Below are 17,574 nucleotides of genomic sequence, written 5' to 3' on the forward strand. Positions count from 1 at the left end.
ATTGTTCACGGTCTGGATACCACTGACCGAGATCGCGCTGCCGCCCAACACATACTGGCTGCCCGCAGCCAGGGTCAACCCGTTATCGAGGTTATCCAGGGTATCGCCCGTACCACCGACCAGGCTGTCCACGCCGCCAAAACTCACCGTGCTGCCCAGGCTGATGGCCGTGCCGTCCCAGATAAAATTCTCGACGCTCGCGCTCCCCGTCAGGTCGCCGGTGTTACTGACCGAGTCGATGGCCCCGGCCACTTGTAAATTACTCGCACTTAACACCGTAAACGCCCCGGCCACGGGGCCCAGATCGACCCCCGCAGCAGCGGCCGCCCCGCTCAGCGCCAGGCTGTCCGTCCCGCTGTTGCCGCTCAGGTTACCCACATCGGTAAAGTCGACGCCGTCCACCTGTACCCGGGTGCCGTTCCAGTCGAAGCTGTCCCCGGCACTGTTGGCCGTCAGATCCCCGGTGTTGCTGACCGAGTCGATGGCCCCGGCCACCTGTAAGTTGCTGGCGCTCAACACCGTAAACGCCCCAACCCCGGCACCCAGATCAACCCCGGCGGCAGCGGCCGCCCCGCTCAGCGTCAGACTGTCCGTCCCGCTGTTGCCGCTCAGGTTACCCACATCGGTAAAGTCGACGCCGTCCACCTGCACCCGGGTGCCGTTCCAGTCGAAGCTGTCCCCGGCACTGTTCGCCGTCAGATCCCCGGTGTTGCTGACCGAGTCGATGGCCCCGGCCACCGCTAAATTACTCGCGCTCAACACCGTAAACGCCCCAACCCCGGCACCCAGATCAACCCCGGCGGCAGCGGCCGCCCCGCTCAGCGTCAGACTGTCCGTCCCGCTGTTGCCGCTCAGGTTACCCACATCGGTAAAGTCGACGCCGTCCACCTGCACCCGGGTGCCGTTCCAGTCGAAGCTGTCCCCGGCACTGTTCGCCGTCAGATCCCCGGTGTTGCTGACCGAGTCGATAGCCCCGGCCACCGCTAAATTACTCGCACTCAACACCGTAAACGCCCCGGCCACGGGGCCCAGATTGACCCCCGCGGCAGCGGCCGCCCCGCTCAGCGCCAGGCTGTCCGTCCCGCTGTTGCCGCTCAGGTTATCCACGCCGGTAAAGTCGACGCCGTCCACCTGTACCCGGGTGCCGTTCCAGTCGAAGCTGTCCCCGGCACTGTTCGCCGTCAGATCCCCGGTGTTGCTGACCGAGTCGATCTCACCCACGACCTGCAGCGGGCTGGGGGTCAGGACCAAAAACGCACCTGCGGTGGTACCTAAGTTCACACCGACACTGCCGGCCGCGCCGCTCAACGCCAGCATGTCGCCAACACTAGTGCCGCCGGACAGATTGCCCACACCGGTGAAACTAATCCCTTCTACCAGCACGCGGGTACCGTCCCAATCGAAATTCTCCGCGTCAGTGCTGCCGGTGAGGTCGCCGGTATCCTCTACCGATTCGACGCCGGTCACCGCTATATCACCCGCGGCCGTAAAGTTGCCATCCGTGGTGCTGAGCACCACACCGCCACTATTGATGTCCAACACATCAGCAGCGGTGGCACCGCTAAGTGTGTTGGCCCCACTGTTGAGTGCCGCGCCGATAGTGGCGCGACCGGAGAGGTCGCCAATGGCAATCGCGCGGGTGCCGATATTGATGCCAATACTGCCGGCGCCGCTTTCAATGGCTGCGCTGTTGGAGAAATTCACGGAGGTGGACAGCACGTTGCCATCGGTGGTGCTGCCTCTGGTGTCCACTGCAGCGCCGATAGCCACATCGTTGTCAGCTTTCAGGGTGACACTGCCGCCGAGGGTGCCGGCCGAATTAAACGTGGTTATCGTCCCGGCAATACCAATACTGCCGGTACCGGCACCGGTGCCGCCGGCGCTAAAGTCGATCGCGCCGCCACCGGTGGCGACAGAACCGGTCGCGGCAATATCAATATTGCCAGCCGTGGTGGTGAAAACAGCATCACCCCCGTTAGTGGTGAGATCACCCGCTATGGTGATACTGTCTCCGGCGTTAAAAGCCAGTCCCAACCGTCCCACCGACGATGAGATCTGCACACCGGCATCTACCCCAATGGCGCGATCTGCATTCAGGGTTAAGGTCGCGTCACTGCCGGCACTTTTAACAATATCGGCCTTGACGGTAATATTGCCGTTCTGGCTGACGGTGTCATTCTCAGTCTTGACCTCGACGCTGGTGCCGCCGTTCAGCGACGCAACAATTTCCGCCGCGCTGATGCTGGCGGCGCTCACCCCATTGTTAGGGGTCCATACAACAGGGTCACTGGTGGACGAGGTTTGGTCGGTAGTAGCACCGATAGTAATATCGGCCGGATCGATAAGCCATAGGCCGTGGGCACCGGCCGTCGCCGCCGCCGTTACCGAGCCGGATAAATCTACGTAATGTTTACCGGAGGTTTCGACAAAACCGCCGTCACCACCCCAGAGGCCGGCGCTGGCGTCGATGCTGCCGTAAAATCGCGTGGTGTCGTCGGCCCACAGTATCACCCGACCGCCGTCGCCGTTTTCGGTAGCGCGGGCCCACACTTGGGCATCGGCACCGAGGAAACTGACCTGCGCATTGCGCACCTCGGCATTGCCGCCGAGATAATCGCCGCCAATCAATACTTCACCACCGCCAAAAGCACCGGAGGCACTGACAAAAGCGTTATCGAGCAGGCCGACTTTATCGCCGAGCAGTTGGATACGCCCGCCGATACCCTCGGCTGAATCCGCCGTCACCGAACCACTGATAATGGTTCTGTCACCTTCGACCCTGATATCGCCGCCCTTATCATCAGTTGCCGCGGAGACCTTGAGTTCGCCGCTGCTGGCCACATCGCCGCCCAGACCGGTGAGCCGAATTTTACCGCCGCTGGTATCGATACCGGTGGCCTGCACCACGCCGGTGTTATTCACCGCACTGGAGAACAGATCGCTGGACACCTGCGCATCGAGCAGTACGTTACCGGCCTGGATATCGCCGGCATTAAGGACCGCGTCATCGACACCGAGGTCGTTGCTCAGGACTTCACGGGTCACGCGAATACCAATCATGTTGTCGGCGTCAAACGTCAGCACCGCTTCGGAACCGGCATTGAGGCTGACCAGACCGGCACTGATCAAAGAGCCTGTGGCTTCATTGGCGACGCTAGTACCCAGCAGGCCGATACCGCTCGCCGCGCTGATCAGGCCCCGGTTGACCACAAAACCGGCCTCGCCTTCAACCGCGCTGAATTCATAATTACCGGCGAGAAAATCGTCGGGGCTGAGATCGAGACCACTGACCACCAGGCCGCCGGCATTGACCGTGGAGGTTTCGGTGAAAAGCACACCGCGGGTATTCACCAACAACACATGACCATTGGCAACAATGGAGCCGCGGATGGTGCTGGCGTCCTGGCTCAGTATTCTGTTGAGGGCGATGGCGGATGAGCCCGGCTGCAGAAACTGCACCTTTTCATCGACATCGATATTAAAACTCTGCCAGTCCACCGCCAGACGACTCGAGTGCTGGTGAATCTGGGTAAGCTTGTCACCGTAGTTGATAACGCCGCTGCCACCCACCACTTCGCCGCCGGTCGGCCCCGCCTGCACCAGCGCCGCCTGCCCTGCCAGCACCACCGCCGCAAGCAGGGTGTCGAGACTGAAACTGCGCCGCTGCGCCGCTGTGGTTTCCTGCGGCGACGGTGTTGAATATCGGTCTGATCTAGCCATAACTTGTCTCGCTGATAGCGCTAAGTGCGCCTTATGTCAGTCAAAAAAGTGTCAGTCAAAAAACCAGGTGAAGTCGGCAAAGACCTGCACGGACTCGTCCGCCTGATCCAACCTATCATTGGAAACCCGGGCAAAACTCGGCCGGGCAAAACTAAGCTGGCTGCTGAGGCGGTCCATCCACGAGAATTTGAACAACACCCCCCAGCCACCGACGCGACCCCAGACATCACTCTCGCCCTGGGCGATAGCGTTCTGGCTGCCGTAGGCGCCGTCGGCGAACAACGCTACCTGCATCACGTCGTTAAGCCGCAGACCGTTGGCAAATTCCGGATCGATAAAATCGGGCAAGTCCCAGTACCATTCCGCGCCCAGATAAGCGGCGCTGTCGGCGGAAAAGTCCCGCACAGTGAATGCCCTCACGCCTTGCGGACCCCCGAGCACCAATTGCTCGAACGCGGGTAGCGCCGACTCGCTATATTGCAGGCGACTTTTCAATATCAGTCGGGTGGAGACTTCGGTGAAAGGCACGGGCAAGAAAAACAGCGAAGTGGTGTTGAGGGAGAGTTTGTAGAACTCCTCATCGCGGCCCTCTTCGACATCACTGGTAAACTCGCCGTATTGAAGCAACAGGTTGCCGGCATTGAGAATGCGCGATGCTTCCTGAAGCAAGTCGCCGGCGGCGGAAAACTCCAGCCCGCGCACCTCTTCATCCTGGTCAAACTGCTCGATGGCCGATTCCAGGCTACTGTCTTTCTGGGTGAGCCCGAAGCCGAGATTCAGGTTGCGTGCCCGACTGCGTAGCAGATGCCGATTGACGCCTACCCCAAACGTGGTGTTGGTGCCCTCCAGGTTGAGTATTCGCAGTAGATTATCTTTGGGATCGACGACACTGAATTCGTTTCTATCCGCCCACAGGCGCATGCGGGTGCGGGAGTCGAATATCGGGAAGTCGTAGCTGATCTGCGCCAGATCGGATTCTTCCGGTGAAAAGGACTTCAAAAAACCCACGCTCAAGGCATCGCCAAAGCCGAGCGGATTGTAAAGGTCCGCCACCGCATAAACGCGGTCGTCGCCGGTAAACTGCGAACCGTGGTTATCGGCCCGCAACGATAACTGCCAGGCCTGCTCGCGCCTGACATCGATATTGAGCACCGTCTCGCCCACCCCTTCACCAGCTGAGAAGGAGCCATAAACACTCAACCCCGGATAATCGTTGAGCAGGTAAAGACCTTCCTCTACATCACGATTGTTTACCAGGCCGCCAATTTGTCGGGCAAACGGTTCGCGAATCTTTTCCTCGGTATATTTTTTGGCGCCGTTGACCTTAACCGCGCTGTTTACGCCGGCCAGCACCTGGAACTTGATGATCCCGGCATCCACGTCCTGGGCCGGAATTATGGCTCTGGCCAGAAACAGGCCGTTGCGGCGATAGTACTGGGTAATTTCCGCCGCCAGTCTGTTCAGGTCCGCGAGACTCATGCCGCGCTTTGCCCGTTGCTGTTGCAGCAACCCAACCAAGTCGGCGGTCTGTTGCCGGGTCACCTGCTGCGGCATACTGCGCGCGCTCATATCGGCGCCCATCTCGGTCAGCAGGCCGGCTAGTTCCGCAAGCTCCTGTTCGGTGAAACCACCGGCCAGCAGTTGATCCTCTTTCATCTGCCGGCGCCGGTACTGCTCGGCCAGTGCCAGCACGTCTTCGGCAAATATATTTTGTTCGGGAAATTCAGGCAGGTCGACAAACTCGATCTTATTGACCCAAATGCGCACTTCCTCGTCCCGATCACGCACCGGCGGCAGGTCAAAGTTCGGGCTGGGTTCAAGACTGTTTGAGGTGCGATCGCGATACTCGATCTGCAAATCCCGCGGCGACACTTCAGGCGTATCATCGGATTGGGCGTAAACGCCGGGCACTGCTCCCACACCCAGCTTGCACCACAGCAGCAACCACACTGAGCGCTTCACAAGGTCGACCACACACACGCGACGATGCCGCGGTAACACGTTCATGTCACTCACTAAGACCCCCTAACGTTCGACCAACGCGTCAGGGGGGACTCAGCCCCCCGCTTCCCTGCTTGCGCGAAAGTCTAAACCGATAATGCCGTAAACCAGTGGCATAGATACATCGGCCAATTGTTCTTTATATAATGTTGTTGTCGGACTATGAAAACGGTCCGACTTATTGATACCACCTGCGCTAGTTCGAGCAAAGCTTACTGTCGAGCTTATTCAATCTATACGCTATACGACTGATTGAATCTGTCTTGCCAGTTGCCTCCGATGTTTCTGATTATCAATGTTTCTGATTATCAATGTTTCTGATTACCGACAATTACAATTATCGATACTTGTGATTATCAATACTTCCAGGTTGTTTTAAATGTTTCTTTGCAGGCGTACCATACTTCGAAACACCGTCATTACCGCTAACCGCTTTCAATACTTCTCACCAGCCTGAACCCCGTGAAAGCATCGGCCAACCCACCGTGTTCGCGCAGCGACTCGAGTGTGCAGCGACTCATGGGGTCGCGATGATGGCTGCCGGCCGCCGCCAGCTTGCCGTCGCGCAACACCCACTCTTGCACATTGCCGGAATAGTTAACTATGCCATAGCCATTGCGCGCGCCGGTGTTGACCTTCAGCAGCTTAACACCTTTTTCGATACCACCAAATCTGAGGTAACAGTTGCGGTTGGGGTCTTCCCGTTGATCGCTGCCGGCGGCTGCGGCGAGCCACTCCCGATGGCTCGGCAGGCGGTAAGTAAACCCGGTCTGCTCGCTCAGCCACTGCGCAAAGCCCCTGGCGATATCGACACTGATATTGTGTGCCGGCAAACTACTGCTCTTACTATTGACCTCGCACTTACCCGACGCTTGGCAATAGCGGTTAACCTCACCCACCGAAATTTCATATTTCGCTATCGCAAGGGGTGCGGCACCGTCCTGCACCGGTGGTACCACCACCATGATCGGCGCCCTGATACCACTACCGGCTGTTATACCACCACTGTTACCGGCCGCGCCACTCACTATAGGATCTCGACAGGTTTTTCCATTGCCGGGATCGAGGTGCCCGCAATGATCGATCTTGATCGTCGCCAGTTTAGCCTGGGCCGGAAACAGGGCCAGGGCGGCAAGCTTCAGTTTTTCGGCCGCCGCCGGCGCGCGCCGCGCCTGCTGCTCGACACAGGTTGCCAACCCCGCCACCAGTTGCGGCTCCTGCCGGCGATACTGCGCCGGATACTGGGTTTTGAAACTGTTCAGCCGCCGCCGCACAGCGGCACCGAGCTGTAACTGCGGTGAACACCGCAGTGACGACCTTAACCCACTGATCGCCTGTTGGTAAAGCTCCCGGTCTTTTTGCTGTTGTATCTGCGCCTCGAGTTGCCGGCGCTGCTCCGCCAGTCGCTGCTCCTCGTCACGCGCCGCCTGTTGTGCCGCGGCGATAGAATCGGCCACCTCTTGGCGCGCCTGCCCGGCCTCTTCGCTGACCGCAGTCGCCGCCGGCGCCCAGCGTTTCGCCTTGTCCAAGAGACTGGCCGCCTGATCGAGCTGATTTCCCCCTCGCGCTACATCCGCGGCGTTCAGAAAGCGCTCGGCAACCTGCCGCCGGTACCCGGCCACTTCGGCCTGCGCATCAGGTGAAGTGGCTTCAAGCTCCTGCAGCAGGGTGTTGAAATCCGTCTCCCACTGCGGCGAAAGCGTGCTCTGCAGCAGCAGCGTGTCGAGCTTTTCCTGGGTGTGCTGCTGCTGTTGCTGCAACAGGCTGTCCTGTCCCTGCGCCTCCAATTCAAGGCGCAACTGTTCCTCCCGGGCCTGCACCTGCAAATAGGTCACCGCGGCGGCACCGGCCAGCACCACCACGCCGGCCACCAGCCACAGCGGTGAGCGTTGTTTACCAAAGAACTGATCGATAAACTTGCCCACAGTCGCCGTGCGGGTCTCGCGCTCAAACGCCAGCGCGCGCTCCAGCGCCCGCCACTGGCGCCGCGAAATATTCGCCAGGCGGGCGGGCTTGAGGCCTTTGTCACGAGCCGCGTCCGCCGGGAGCTTATCGAACGGGTGGCGCCCGGACAGGACTTCGTAAGCCACACAGCCGAGCGCATAGACGTCGTCGCAGGTGCTGGGCTCGAGGCCCTGCAACATCTGCAGACTGGCATAGGCCGGTGTCAGGGCGCCGAGGCTGCCGGCATCGAACAACGTCTTTTCACCACCGTCCGCACCGCTGTCGAGACGGGATTTGGAAACCGCTCTGGCAATACCAAAGTCAAACACCTTGCCGACGCCGCGATCGGTGACGAAAATATTTCCGGGCTTGAAATCGGAGTGCACGATGTCGTGGGAATGGGCGTACAGTAGGGCGATAGATACATCCCGGATTATTTTTAAGGCGGCGGACTTCTTAATCCCATCGCCTTGCTCGCGGATCAACTCGTCCAACGGTGCCCCTTCCAGGTACTCCATGGTCATGTAGACCAGTTCACCGTCGCGATCGAAGTCGTAGACATTGACAATATTGGGATGCGCGAGTCGCTGCGACTTTCTCGACTCCCGTTGCAGCGAGATAATCGAATCGGGATGGCGGCGGAAGTCTTCGTTGAGCAACTTGATCGCCACATAGGGGTCGCGATCCTTGGCTTCGACTTTGCGTTTATCGAGCGCTTTGTACACCGCGCCCATGCCACCGGCCCCCAGCAATTGCTTGAGCACGAACCGACCTTTGATGGTCTGTTCCCGGGACTCTGATCCCGGTTCTGACTCTGGTTCCGATTCCCGTTGCACAGCAGGCCGCCTCCCGGCCACCACCGTCGCACCATCGTCGGCTTGTCGCGGCATGCCGCGTGCCGGTGAAGTGGGCGCCACACGCGTTTTATCATCGTCGGCGGCGACATCTGCCGGCGTTGCGACACCGGCAGACGGGCGAGCGTCGCTGATACGGGTCGCATCGGGGTCGTCGAGCCGTGAGCCATCCGGGTCAGAGCCCTGATTGACGATACGCGAACCCACGGGAACCCGGGGCCGGTTATCTTTACCTGGCTTTACAGGTACTTTATTGACAGCAGTTTCGACACTGGGTTGTTCCCCGCCATCGCTTCCGGAAGTTGTCAGTTGGCGCTCACTTTCACGCTCGTCATCAGATGCTTTCACTACACGGGGTTTGTCGTCGGAATTCATACTGGGATTGTCCCCCGACAAACTGTTATGATGACCCTGTCGTAAATCTGGGCCAGCTGACTGTGAGGCTGGTGGTGGTGAAGATGCCCACGGCAGTAGGTATCACAGCAGTTATGACAACGAAACCGAAAACAGACACCTAACCGTCCAGGTTCTGGGAAAGTAACATCCATTATTAACGTTTCTCAACTTTTATACCGGGCCTAGACGAACGATTCTATATGACACAATAGGTGCTAACAAGACAAAATAGGGGCGAATTAAAAGCAAGATGTGTCCGGGCTCACAGAGTCGGAACGGAATAAAGAGTTATTCTTTATAACGCAATTGCTTCTAATGGACCAAAGAACTTACTATTAGCGTTACTATCGAAACCAACTACTCTTGCATCGACATGAATGGTTGCATGGCCATTTTCGATTGCTCCCGCGGAGTCCGATCGAAGTGTGAGAGTGGGGTGCGTCAGTATTAACGACACATTAACGACACACCAGATAAAAAACGCAACGGAAATATATCCGGTATGGAATTAGTGTTAACGATTGTTCAGGGCCCCGAGCAGGCAGATATCGGTGAGCCCAGCAAAAAGTTTCGCAGTGATACCGGCGCCACTATCGGTCGCGCCACAGATAACAGTTGGGTGCTGCCCGATCCGGAACGCACCGTCTCTTCCAAGCACGCCGTGCTCGCCTGCGTTAACGGCACCTTCACGATTACGGACCAGAGCACCAACGGCACCTTTATCAACGACGATATCAATGCCATCGGTGCCGGTAACTCGGCGCCGTTGCGCGACGGCGATCTGGTGACTATGGGCCCCTATCGCCTGCAGGTAAAAATAACTGCGGCGGTGCCGATACAGCCGCCGGCGGCAACCGCCAAACCACTGCCGGATGGCTTGGAGTCGGTCGATTTTCTCGATGGCGCCGCCCCACCCCCACCCGCCCAAGCCGCTCAAGCCAACGAAAATGGCGCAGAGGCCGCGGATGAATTCGATAAATGGCTGGAACCGCAGGCGCCCAACGCCGCGCAACCGTGGAACTCGGCGGCGCCCGCCGGCGATCCGCTGCCGGGTTTGCAACCGGTGGAAACCGATCCGTTAGCCGCGCTGGACAAGTCAGCCGGACAGGCACAGCAACGCGATTCCTGGGCCCTTGAAAACACCGACGACGATCCCGACTGGTGGAAAACCAGTTTCTCCGACCATGCACCGGCCAACAGTCATGCCATGCCACCGGTGAATGCACAACCCGATCCCCAGTTGACGCCGCCGGACTCTTGGGAGACGGCGGCACAACAGTCCCCACCCATACCACCGGCACAACCGGCGCCCGACATTACAGCGCCGCAACCGCACCTTGCGGCGCAGGCACCGCAAACCCAGGCAATTCCAGTTACACCTACGGCACCGGCTGCACCAGTTACACCGCCCGCACCGGCTGCACCAGTTACACCGCCCGCACCGACTGCACCAGTTACACCGGTTGCACCAGTTACACCGACTGCACCGGTTGCACCGAAAGCAACTGCGGACAACAGCGGCGATCTGGCACAAAAGCTGGGACTGACAGAGTTGACAGCGGAGCAACAACAGGCACTGGTCGGCGAGGCAGCCGATATACTGCGGGAGTCGGTGCAGCGCCTGATGGGGCTCTTAAGTGCCCGGGCCAGCATTAAAAACGAGTTGCGGGTCGAGCGCACCATGATCCAGGCGACGGAAAACAATCCGCTTAAGTTCTCACCCAACCCGCAGGCAGCTTTAGCGGCGATGTTCGGCGGCGCCGGCGGCGCCTTTGTCTCTCCCAGCGCTGCGGTCAAAGAAGGTTTTGACGATATTTCCGATCACCAGGTGGCCGTGCTGGTCGGCATGAAGGCCGCCTTCGACGCCATGTTGTCGCACTTCGACCCCAAACACCTGGAGCGCCGCCTGGATCGACAGCAAAGTCGCTCGCTGTTGACCAGCAAGAACGCCAGGTTGTGGGAACAATACACCGAGCACTTCCAGCACTTAAAAAGCGATAAAGAGACCAGTTACCAAAAACTGTTCGGTGAGAAGTTTGCCGAGGCCTATGAACTGCAACTGGCCAAACTGAAAGGTTTAAGAAGACTTTGATGACTCCGCCATGCCGGGGCATCTTACAAAAACAGTCTGCAAATAAGGGTTAACACCTAGGGTCTTAACAATGACAACTAAAATGTACGCTAATATTTTCTTGAGAAAAAGTATCACCGCTGCCCTGTTGGCAATCGCGGCTGTGCTACTCGGCGCCTGCTCAACCACCCGCGAGGTGCTGAATCTCGACACCTCGGCGGTGGTGACGATCAAGGCGCGCAACAATATCAACCCGGACCGGGACGGGCGCCCCTCGCCGGTGGCCATAAGAGTTTTCGCCCTCAGCGACGACCGCCAGTTTCGCCGTGAAGATTTTCTGACGCTGTATGAAGACGCGGCCGAACGCCTGGGGCGGGACCTGGTCGACACATTTCAGCTCAAGGCGCTGGCGCCGGGGGAAACGCGGGAGGAAGTACTGGCACTTACGCCCGAGGTAAGTTTTATCGGGTTTATGGCGGAGTACCTGCAGTACGATCACAGCGACGCCGAACCCCTGCTGATTTTGCCACTGACACCGCATAAGAAGAATAAATATGAAATCCAGGCCGAGTGGGTGAAAATTCTCAACGCGAACGAGTGAGCGGCACTCACTGATGATGCGCCTGCCGCCGGTTACCTGTGGATCGATACTTGAATTCACACACGGGCTTGTCCCAGGGTTCAACCGGTCGCGACGCCTGAATGAAACGCACGACCGTATAATTTCATAAAGGGGATTTCACACACCCATGTCTGTCAGCAATAAAGTTATCTGGTCGGAGGGGATGTTCCTGCGCCCCCAGCATTTTCAACAACAGGATCGCTACCTGGAGCGCTACATCGAGGGCCGCACCAACGCGCTCAATGCTTATTTTTCCGGCCTGCAGGCACTCGCCATCGACGCCGAACCCCTGCAGCTCGGAAAGATATCCATCACCGCTGCGCGCGGGGTTTTTCCCGACGGCACACCGTTTAGCATCCCCGATCACGAAAATCTGCCGCCGGTACTGGAAGTGCCGGAAAACACACGGGAGGAAACCGTCTATCTGTGCATCCCCCTGCGCCGGCCGGGATCGCTCGATGTGATTCGCGCTGAAGACAGCCAGCTGCATGCCCACCAGGCGCGCTTTCAGGCCCACAGCCTCGACGCCCGCGACAGTGCCTCCGCGGCGGGGGAGGAAGCACGTATCCAGATCGGCAAGTTGCGCCTGGCCCTGAAACTCGGCACTGACGATCTCAGCGGTTACGCCACCATCGGTGTGGCCAGAATTCGCGAGCGCAACCCGGACAAGCCGGTGGAACTCGACAACAACTACATCCCGCCGCTACTGGACTGTGCAGAGTCACCGGTTCTCAAAGCCTATTTCGAAGAACTGAAGTCCCTCCTCAAGCAGCGCGGTGAAGCCTTGAGCCACCGTTTGAGCGACAGCGGCAGAGCCGGCTCGGCAGAAATTGCCGATTATATGTTGCTGCAGGTTATCAACCGTATCGAACCCCTGGTGGCGCACCTGTCGCAGCAAAAGGGCCTGCATCCGGTTGCGTTTTTTACCGAACTGGTACAAATGGCCGGCGAGCTGGCCACCTTTACCACCGGCGACAAACGGGCGCCGGTGTTTGCGCCCTACCAGCACGACAATCTCGCCGATACGTTCGCCGGTATTTTTGCCGTGCTGCGCCAGTGCTTGAGCATGGTGCTGGAACAGTCGGCTATTGCCATGAAACTGGTGGAGCGCAAATACGGCATCCATGTCGCCGCCATTACCGATCCGAGCCTGGTAACCGACGCCAGTTTCGTGCTGGCCGCCAAGGCGGATATGCAGGGCGATCTGTTGCGCTCGCATATGCCGACCCAAACCAAGGTTGCGCCGGTGGAAAAAATTCGCGATCTGATCAGCGCGCAGTTGCCCGGTGTAAAGCTGCGGCCGCTGCCGGTGGCGCCGCGCCAAATCCCGTATCACGCCGGCTTTACCTACTTCGAGCTGGAGCGCTCCGGGGAAATCTGGAACATGATGAAAAGTTCGGGCGGCTTTGCCATCCACCTGGGCGCGGATTTCCCCAACCTCGAAATGGAACTGTGGGCCATCAGGGATTAGCCAACCGGAACAGCGTAGATGACGAACTCAAAAGACTCCGATAAAACTGTTTTTTCGCCCCCCCCGGCCGCCGCCGGGGGCGACCGAACCGTGATGGTGCCCACCCCCGGCGCCAGAAGGCCGGCGCCCTCCCAGCAGCCAACCGCCGCGGCGGCGCAACCTGCCCCCCAGCCAAGCGTGCCGCCGTCGCTGGCGAGCGAGCCGATTCAACTGCGCCACGGCTTAAACCCGCTGGTGACGCTGGCCTCCACCCTGGTGCTGCTGGCCACCCGGCTGCGCACCACCGTGCAGCATGACGACGTGCCCAATCTGCACCGGCAGGTGGCCCATGAAATCCGCGAGTTTGATCAGCAGGCAAAAAATGCCGGCATTGCGCCGGAGATAGTGCTGTCGGCCTCGTATCTGCTGTGCAGCGTCATCGACGAGATGGTGCTGAACACCCCCTGGGGTGCCAACTCCGGCTGGAGCCAGCGCTCGCTGCTGAGCCTCTATCACCGCGAGACCGGCGGTGGCGAAAAATGTTTCACCATTTTACAGCGCATGCTGGAAGCACCGGCCCAGCAGCTCGACTTCCTGGAACTGTTCTATCTCTGCCTGAGCATCGGCTTCGAGGGGCAGTACCGGCTCGATCCGCGCGGCCAGGCCCAACTGGCACAGATTCAGGATCATTTGTACCAGACCATCGAAAACTACCGCGGCGGCTTCGAACCCGATCTGTCCGGCACCTGGCCCAGCAGCGCTACCCGCAGCAACCGCCTGATTCACTATATCCCGATGTGGGTGGTGGCGAGTTGTGTGCTGGCGCTGCTGTTGCTGGTGTACTCGGGATTTCGTGTCTGGCTTTACCAGTCGACGGCAGAAACCGCCGCGACCATTACCGAACTGCGCACGGGCGACGGCGAGCAGCCACCCGCTGCGGACCGATAACAAACCAGCGCAGCGCAACCTGACGGAGTCATCAATGCGACGGGTGTTAACTCTTTTGACCAACAAATGGGTACTGAGCTTTATCGGTATCCTGGCGCTGTGTGTGCTCATTTTTGTCGGCGCCGACTATGTCAAGTTCGGGGCCGATAACACGCCCCTGTCCACCACCGCCAGGGTGATTGTCATACTGCTGGTGCTGTTCGCCTGGGTGATCTGGCGCCTGGTCAGTTGGGGACTGGAGAAACGCCGTAACAACGAATTGCTCGACGGCATCGAGGAAGCCGAAGCCAATGCGGCCAAAGACCCGGATGAGGAGCGCACCGAGGCGGAACTGGCACAGATCGGCGGGCGCTTTCGCGATGCGCTGGGCACCTTGCGCCAGTCCCGTTTCAAAGCGAAGGGAAATTCCAAAGCCCTCTATCAATTACCCTGGTATATCATTATCGGGCCGCCGGGCTCGGGCAAGACCACGGCGCTGATCAACTCGGGCCTGGATTTTCCGCTGGCCCAGCAGCTCGGGAAGGAATCCCTCGGCGGTATCGGCGGCACGCGCAACTGCGACTGGTGGTTTACCGACGAGGCGGTGTTGATCGACACCGCCGGGCGCTACACCACCCAGGACAGCCACCGGGTGGTGGACAACGCCGCCTGGCACGGCTTTCTCAAACTGCTGAAAAAATATCGCCGCCGGCGTCCCATCAACGGTGCCCTTATCGCCATCAGCGTGCAGGACCTGATGGTGCAGACGGCGGAGCAACGCCAGCACCATGCCAAAACGATTCGCGGCCGCATCGACGAACTGCAGGAAAAGCTCGGCATCCAGTTCCCGATTTATCTGCTGTTCACCAAGGTGGACCTGGTGGCGGGCTTTACCGACTTTTTCGCCAACCTGTCCCAGGCAGAGCGGGAACAGGTCTGGGGCACCACCTTCCCGCTGGAAAAGTTCGATACCAAACGCCTCGAAGAGATGTTCAACCAGCGCTATGACGACATCCTGACCCGGCTCAACCAGCGGCTGCTGTGGCGGGTTCACAACGAGCGCAATATCGAGGCCCGCTCCACCATGCAGGCCTTTCCCAATCGCATGGAGAGCCTGCGCGGCACGCTGGCGGATTTTATCAGTCGCACCTTTGCCGAAAACAGCTACCATCAGGCGCCGATGCTGCGCGGAGTCTACTTCACCAGCGGCACGCAGGAGGGCACACCGATCGATCGTATGATGGCCTCGGTCAGCGCCAACTTCGGTCTGCCGCGGGAGACCGGCCGCCAGCAGAGTAACCTGGGTAAAAGTTTTTTCATCAACCGCTTATTGAAAGACATTATATTTCCGGAATCGGAACTGGTCGGCACCAACCGCAAGCTCGAGCGGCTGGTAACCTGGGGGCGCCGGCTCGGTTTTGGCGCCCTGGCTGTGGCCGGCGTCGCCACCGTGGCAGTCTGGGCCGGCAGTGTGACCCGCAACGAACTCTATATGGGTGAGGTCACTGCCGCTGTCGATCAATACCGTGAAGCCAGCGCCGAGCTGCGCCCGAACGAGTCGAATCCGGTGCAAACGCTGGCGGCGCTGAATCCGCTCCACACCGGCAGTCAGGTCTATGATCAGGACGCCCACCCCTGGCTGCGCGGGCTGGGACTCTACGACGGCAATGTCGACGCCGCCGCAAAAGCACTGTATCAGGAGAAGCTCGGCGCCCACTTTCTGCCGAGTCTGACCAGGTCTATAGAGCGGCAACTGGGCCGTTTGACCGCCGATGACAATCAACTGTTCGAGACGCTGCGCGTCTACCTGATGCTGCATCGACCCGAACACCGCGACCCGGCGGTGATCGCCGCCTGGACCGAGCGCAACTGGCAACAGCAGTTGCCGCGCCAGGCCGACAAGCAGGCACAGTTGCAAACCCACCTCGACAGCCTGCTGGCGCAACCGCTGCCGCCGCTGGCGGAAAACGAGCGGGTGGTACAAAGAGCCCAGCGGGAGCTGCGCCGCATACCGGCCTCACAGCGGCTCTACAAGCAGTTGGAAAGCGCCAACGCCGAGCCCGTCGACCTCTATGGACGTATCGGCGGTGACTCGCAACTGGTGTTCGGCCTCGACCCCGCCAGTGAACTGTTCTCCACCCGTTACCTGTTCACCAAAGAGGGTTTTGACAATGTCGACTACGGCGCAGACTCGCCGTTGATGAATCAATTGGCGGAAAACGACTGGCTCTACGGTGCCGACGACGGCCAGTCCTTCAGCGACGCCGACAAGGAGCAGATCAGCCGGGATATCGAACGGGCCTACCTGAACGAATACAGCCGCTACTGGCGCGGGTTTCTGTCCAACTTCAAAATCGCCAGGTTCAATGACATCCAGGCCGCGCTCGACAGTCTGCAACAACTGTCTGATCCCACCTATTCACCGCTGCTGACAGTGCTCGAGGTGACCACCGAAAACACCCGCCTGCGGCCGGCTCTCGCCGCGGAGCGGCTGGGGGATTCGACCCTGCCTGCAAACCTGCAGGACGCCATTCCCGGCAGCCTGAAACCGACCGCGGTCGACAATGAATTCCGGGAGCTGCATCGACTCGTTACGGCAAGCCAAAATCGGCCGGCACCGATTCAGGAGATTCTCACGTCCATCAACAGTCTGTACGAACTGATGGGCGAGATTGCCGCCTCCGGCAATGCCGACCGGGCCGCCTTCAATATGGCCAAAGGCCGCTACGGCGGTGGCGGCAACGACATTATCAAACAATTGCACCGCAAGGCCATCAACGCGCCGCAGCCGGTCAAAGGCTGGCTCACCGATATTGCCGACAACAGTTGGCGCCTGCTGCTCAACCACACCAAACGGCATGTCAACCGGATGTGGGAAGAAGAGGTCAACAGTGTTTTCCAAAGTGGCCTGGCGCGGCGTTACCCGTTCAATCGCAACAGCAGCAATGACGCATCGGTCAGGGACTTTACCGGTTTCTTCGGCCCCGAGGGCGTGCAAAAGACGTTCGTCGACAGCTATTTGAAAACCTTTGTCGATACCCGCAAGTGGACGACCAAAACACTCGAGGGGGCCGGCCTCTACCTGGACGCCGGCGCGATCGAACAACTGCGGCGGGCGCAACAGATTCGCAACGTGTTTTTCTCCGGCGGCCCGATGACACTGGAGTTCACGCTGCAACAGCGCAAACTCAATCGCGATTTCGAAAAGTTTACTTTCGATCTGGGCCGGCCGGCCCGCAACCTGGATTTTCGCCACGGCCCGGCCATTGCGAAGACGACAAAATGGGTAACCGGCGAGCACGACCGCGCGCGTATCGTGGTGCAATACCTGGGCGAAGACGGCAACTCCGATGTGAAAGCAAGTTTCAACGGCACCTGGGCCTGGTTGCGCCTGTTTCAATCGGCGAATTTAAGCAGTGGCCGCGATGCCAGCCGGATCAGTTTCGATCTCGACGGCGGCGACTCCGAGTTTAAACTGACGGCCAAAACCGGTGCCGGGTCTTTTCGGCCCGATATTTTGAGTCGCTATCAACATCCGACCAGCCTGTAGGGTGATTAACCGACAACGGGAAACAAAAGGCAGCAACCG

At 59.5% G+C, this 17,574-nt stretch carries 8 protein-coding genes; 5 read left to right on the forward strand and 3 right to left on the reverse strand.

All coding sequences use genetic code 11. The features are described 5' to 3' along the window. The 3 genes from FKG94_RS26470 to FKG94_RS26480 all read right to left on the reverse strand — a co-directional run. The coding region (locus FKG94_RS26470; protein WP_142929965.1) for a beta strand repeat-containing protein at nt 1-3,720 on the reverse strand (3,720 nt) is incomplete at its 3' end. Nucleotides 3,721-3,771: 51 nt separating this feature from the next. Then, nucleotides 3,772-5,727: a ShlB/FhaC/HecB family hemolysin secretion/activation protein gene (locus FKG94_RS26475; RefSeq protein ID WP_142929966.1), complete on the reverse strand. Its 1,956-nt coding sequence runs from the start codon at nt 5,725-5,727 to the stop codon at nt 3,772-3,774. A 419-nt stretch (nt 5,728-6,146) separates the two neighbouring features. Beyond that, nucleotides 6,147-8,894, reverse strand: coding sequence for a bifunctional serine/threonine-protein kinase/formylglycine-generating enzyme family protein (locus FKG94_RS26480; RefSeq protein ID WP_142929967.1), 2,748 nt, complete (start codon nt 8,892-8,894; stop codon nt 6,147-6,149). A gap of 523 nt (nt 8,895-9,417) precedes the next feature. On the opposite strand from FKG94_RS26480, the gene tagH reads away from it, so the two are divergent. From tagH to tssM, 5 genes are all read left to right on the forward strand, one after another. After that, nucleotides 9,418-11,007: a type VI secretion system-associated FHA domain protein TagH gene (tagH, locus tag FKG94_RS26485; protein WP_142929968.1), complete on the forward strand. Its 1,590-nt coding sequence runs from the start codon at nt 9,418-9,420 to the stop codon at nt 11,005-11,007. Between the two features lie 70 nt (nt 11,008-11,077). Then, nucleotides 11,078-11,587 (forward strand): type VI secretion system lipoprotein TssJ, encoded by a 510-nt coding sequence (gene tssJ, locus FKG94_RS26490; RefSeq protein WP_246125421.1) that lies wholly within the window; start codon nt 11,078-11,080, stop codon nt 11,585-11,587. A gap of 148 nt (nt 11,588-11,735) precedes the next feature. Beyond that, nucleotides 11,736-13,079 (forward strand): type VI secretion system baseplate subunit TssK, encoded by a 1,344-nt coding sequence (gene tssK, locus FKG94_RS26495; protein WP_142929969.1) that lies wholly within the window; start codon nt 11,736-11,738, stop codon nt 13,077-13,079. An 18-nt stretch (nt 13,080-13,097) separates the two neighbouring features. Next, nucleotides 13,098-14,006: a type IVB secretion system protein IcmH/DotU gene (gene icmH / locus FKG94_RS26500; RefSeq protein ID WP_142929970.1), complete on the forward strand. Its 909-nt coding sequence runs from the start codon at nt 13,098-13,100 to the stop codon at nt 14,004-14,006. A 55-nt stretch (nt 14,007-14,061) separates the two neighbouring features. After that, nucleotides 14,062-17,535: a type VI secretion system membrane subunit TssM gene (tssM, locus tag FKG94_RS26505; RefSeq protein WP_179957827.1), complete on the forward strand. Its 3,474-nt coding sequence runs from the start codon at nt 14,062-14,064 to the stop codon at nt 17,533-17,535. Nucleotides 17,536-17,574: the final 39 nt, after the last annotated feature.

This window comes from Exilibacterium tricleocarpae, assembly GCF_007004655.1.
GTDB lineage: Bacteria > Pseudomonadota > Gammaproteobacteria > Pseudomonadales > Cellvibrionaceae > Exilibacterium > Exilibacterium tricleocarpae.

Bases quoted from the DNA above. Each gene is read 5' to 3' on its own strand.
- FKG94_RS26475 (WP_142929966.1), bottom strand. From the start codon at position 5,727: ATGAACGTGTTACCGCGGCATCGTCGCGTGTGTGTGGTCGACCTTGTG.
- FKG94_RS26480 (WP_142929967.1), bottom strand. From the start codon at position 8,894: ATGAATTCCGACGACAAACCCCGTGTAGTGAAAGCATCTGATGACGAG.
- tagH (WP_142929968.1), top strand. From the start codon at position 9,418: ATGGAATTAGTGTTAACGATTGTTCAGGGCCCCGAGCAGGCAGATATC.
- tssJ (WP_246125421.1), top strand. From the start codon at position 11,078: ATGACAACTAAAATGTACGCTAATATTTTCTTGAGAAAAAGTATCACC.
- tssK (WP_142929969.1), top strand. From the start codon at position 11,736: ATGTCTGTCAGCAATAAAGTTATCTGGTCGGAGGGGATGTTCCTGCGC.
- icmH (WP_142929970.1), top strand. From the start codon at position 13,098: ATGACGAACTCAAAAGACTCCGATAAAACTGTTTTTTCGCCCCCCCCG.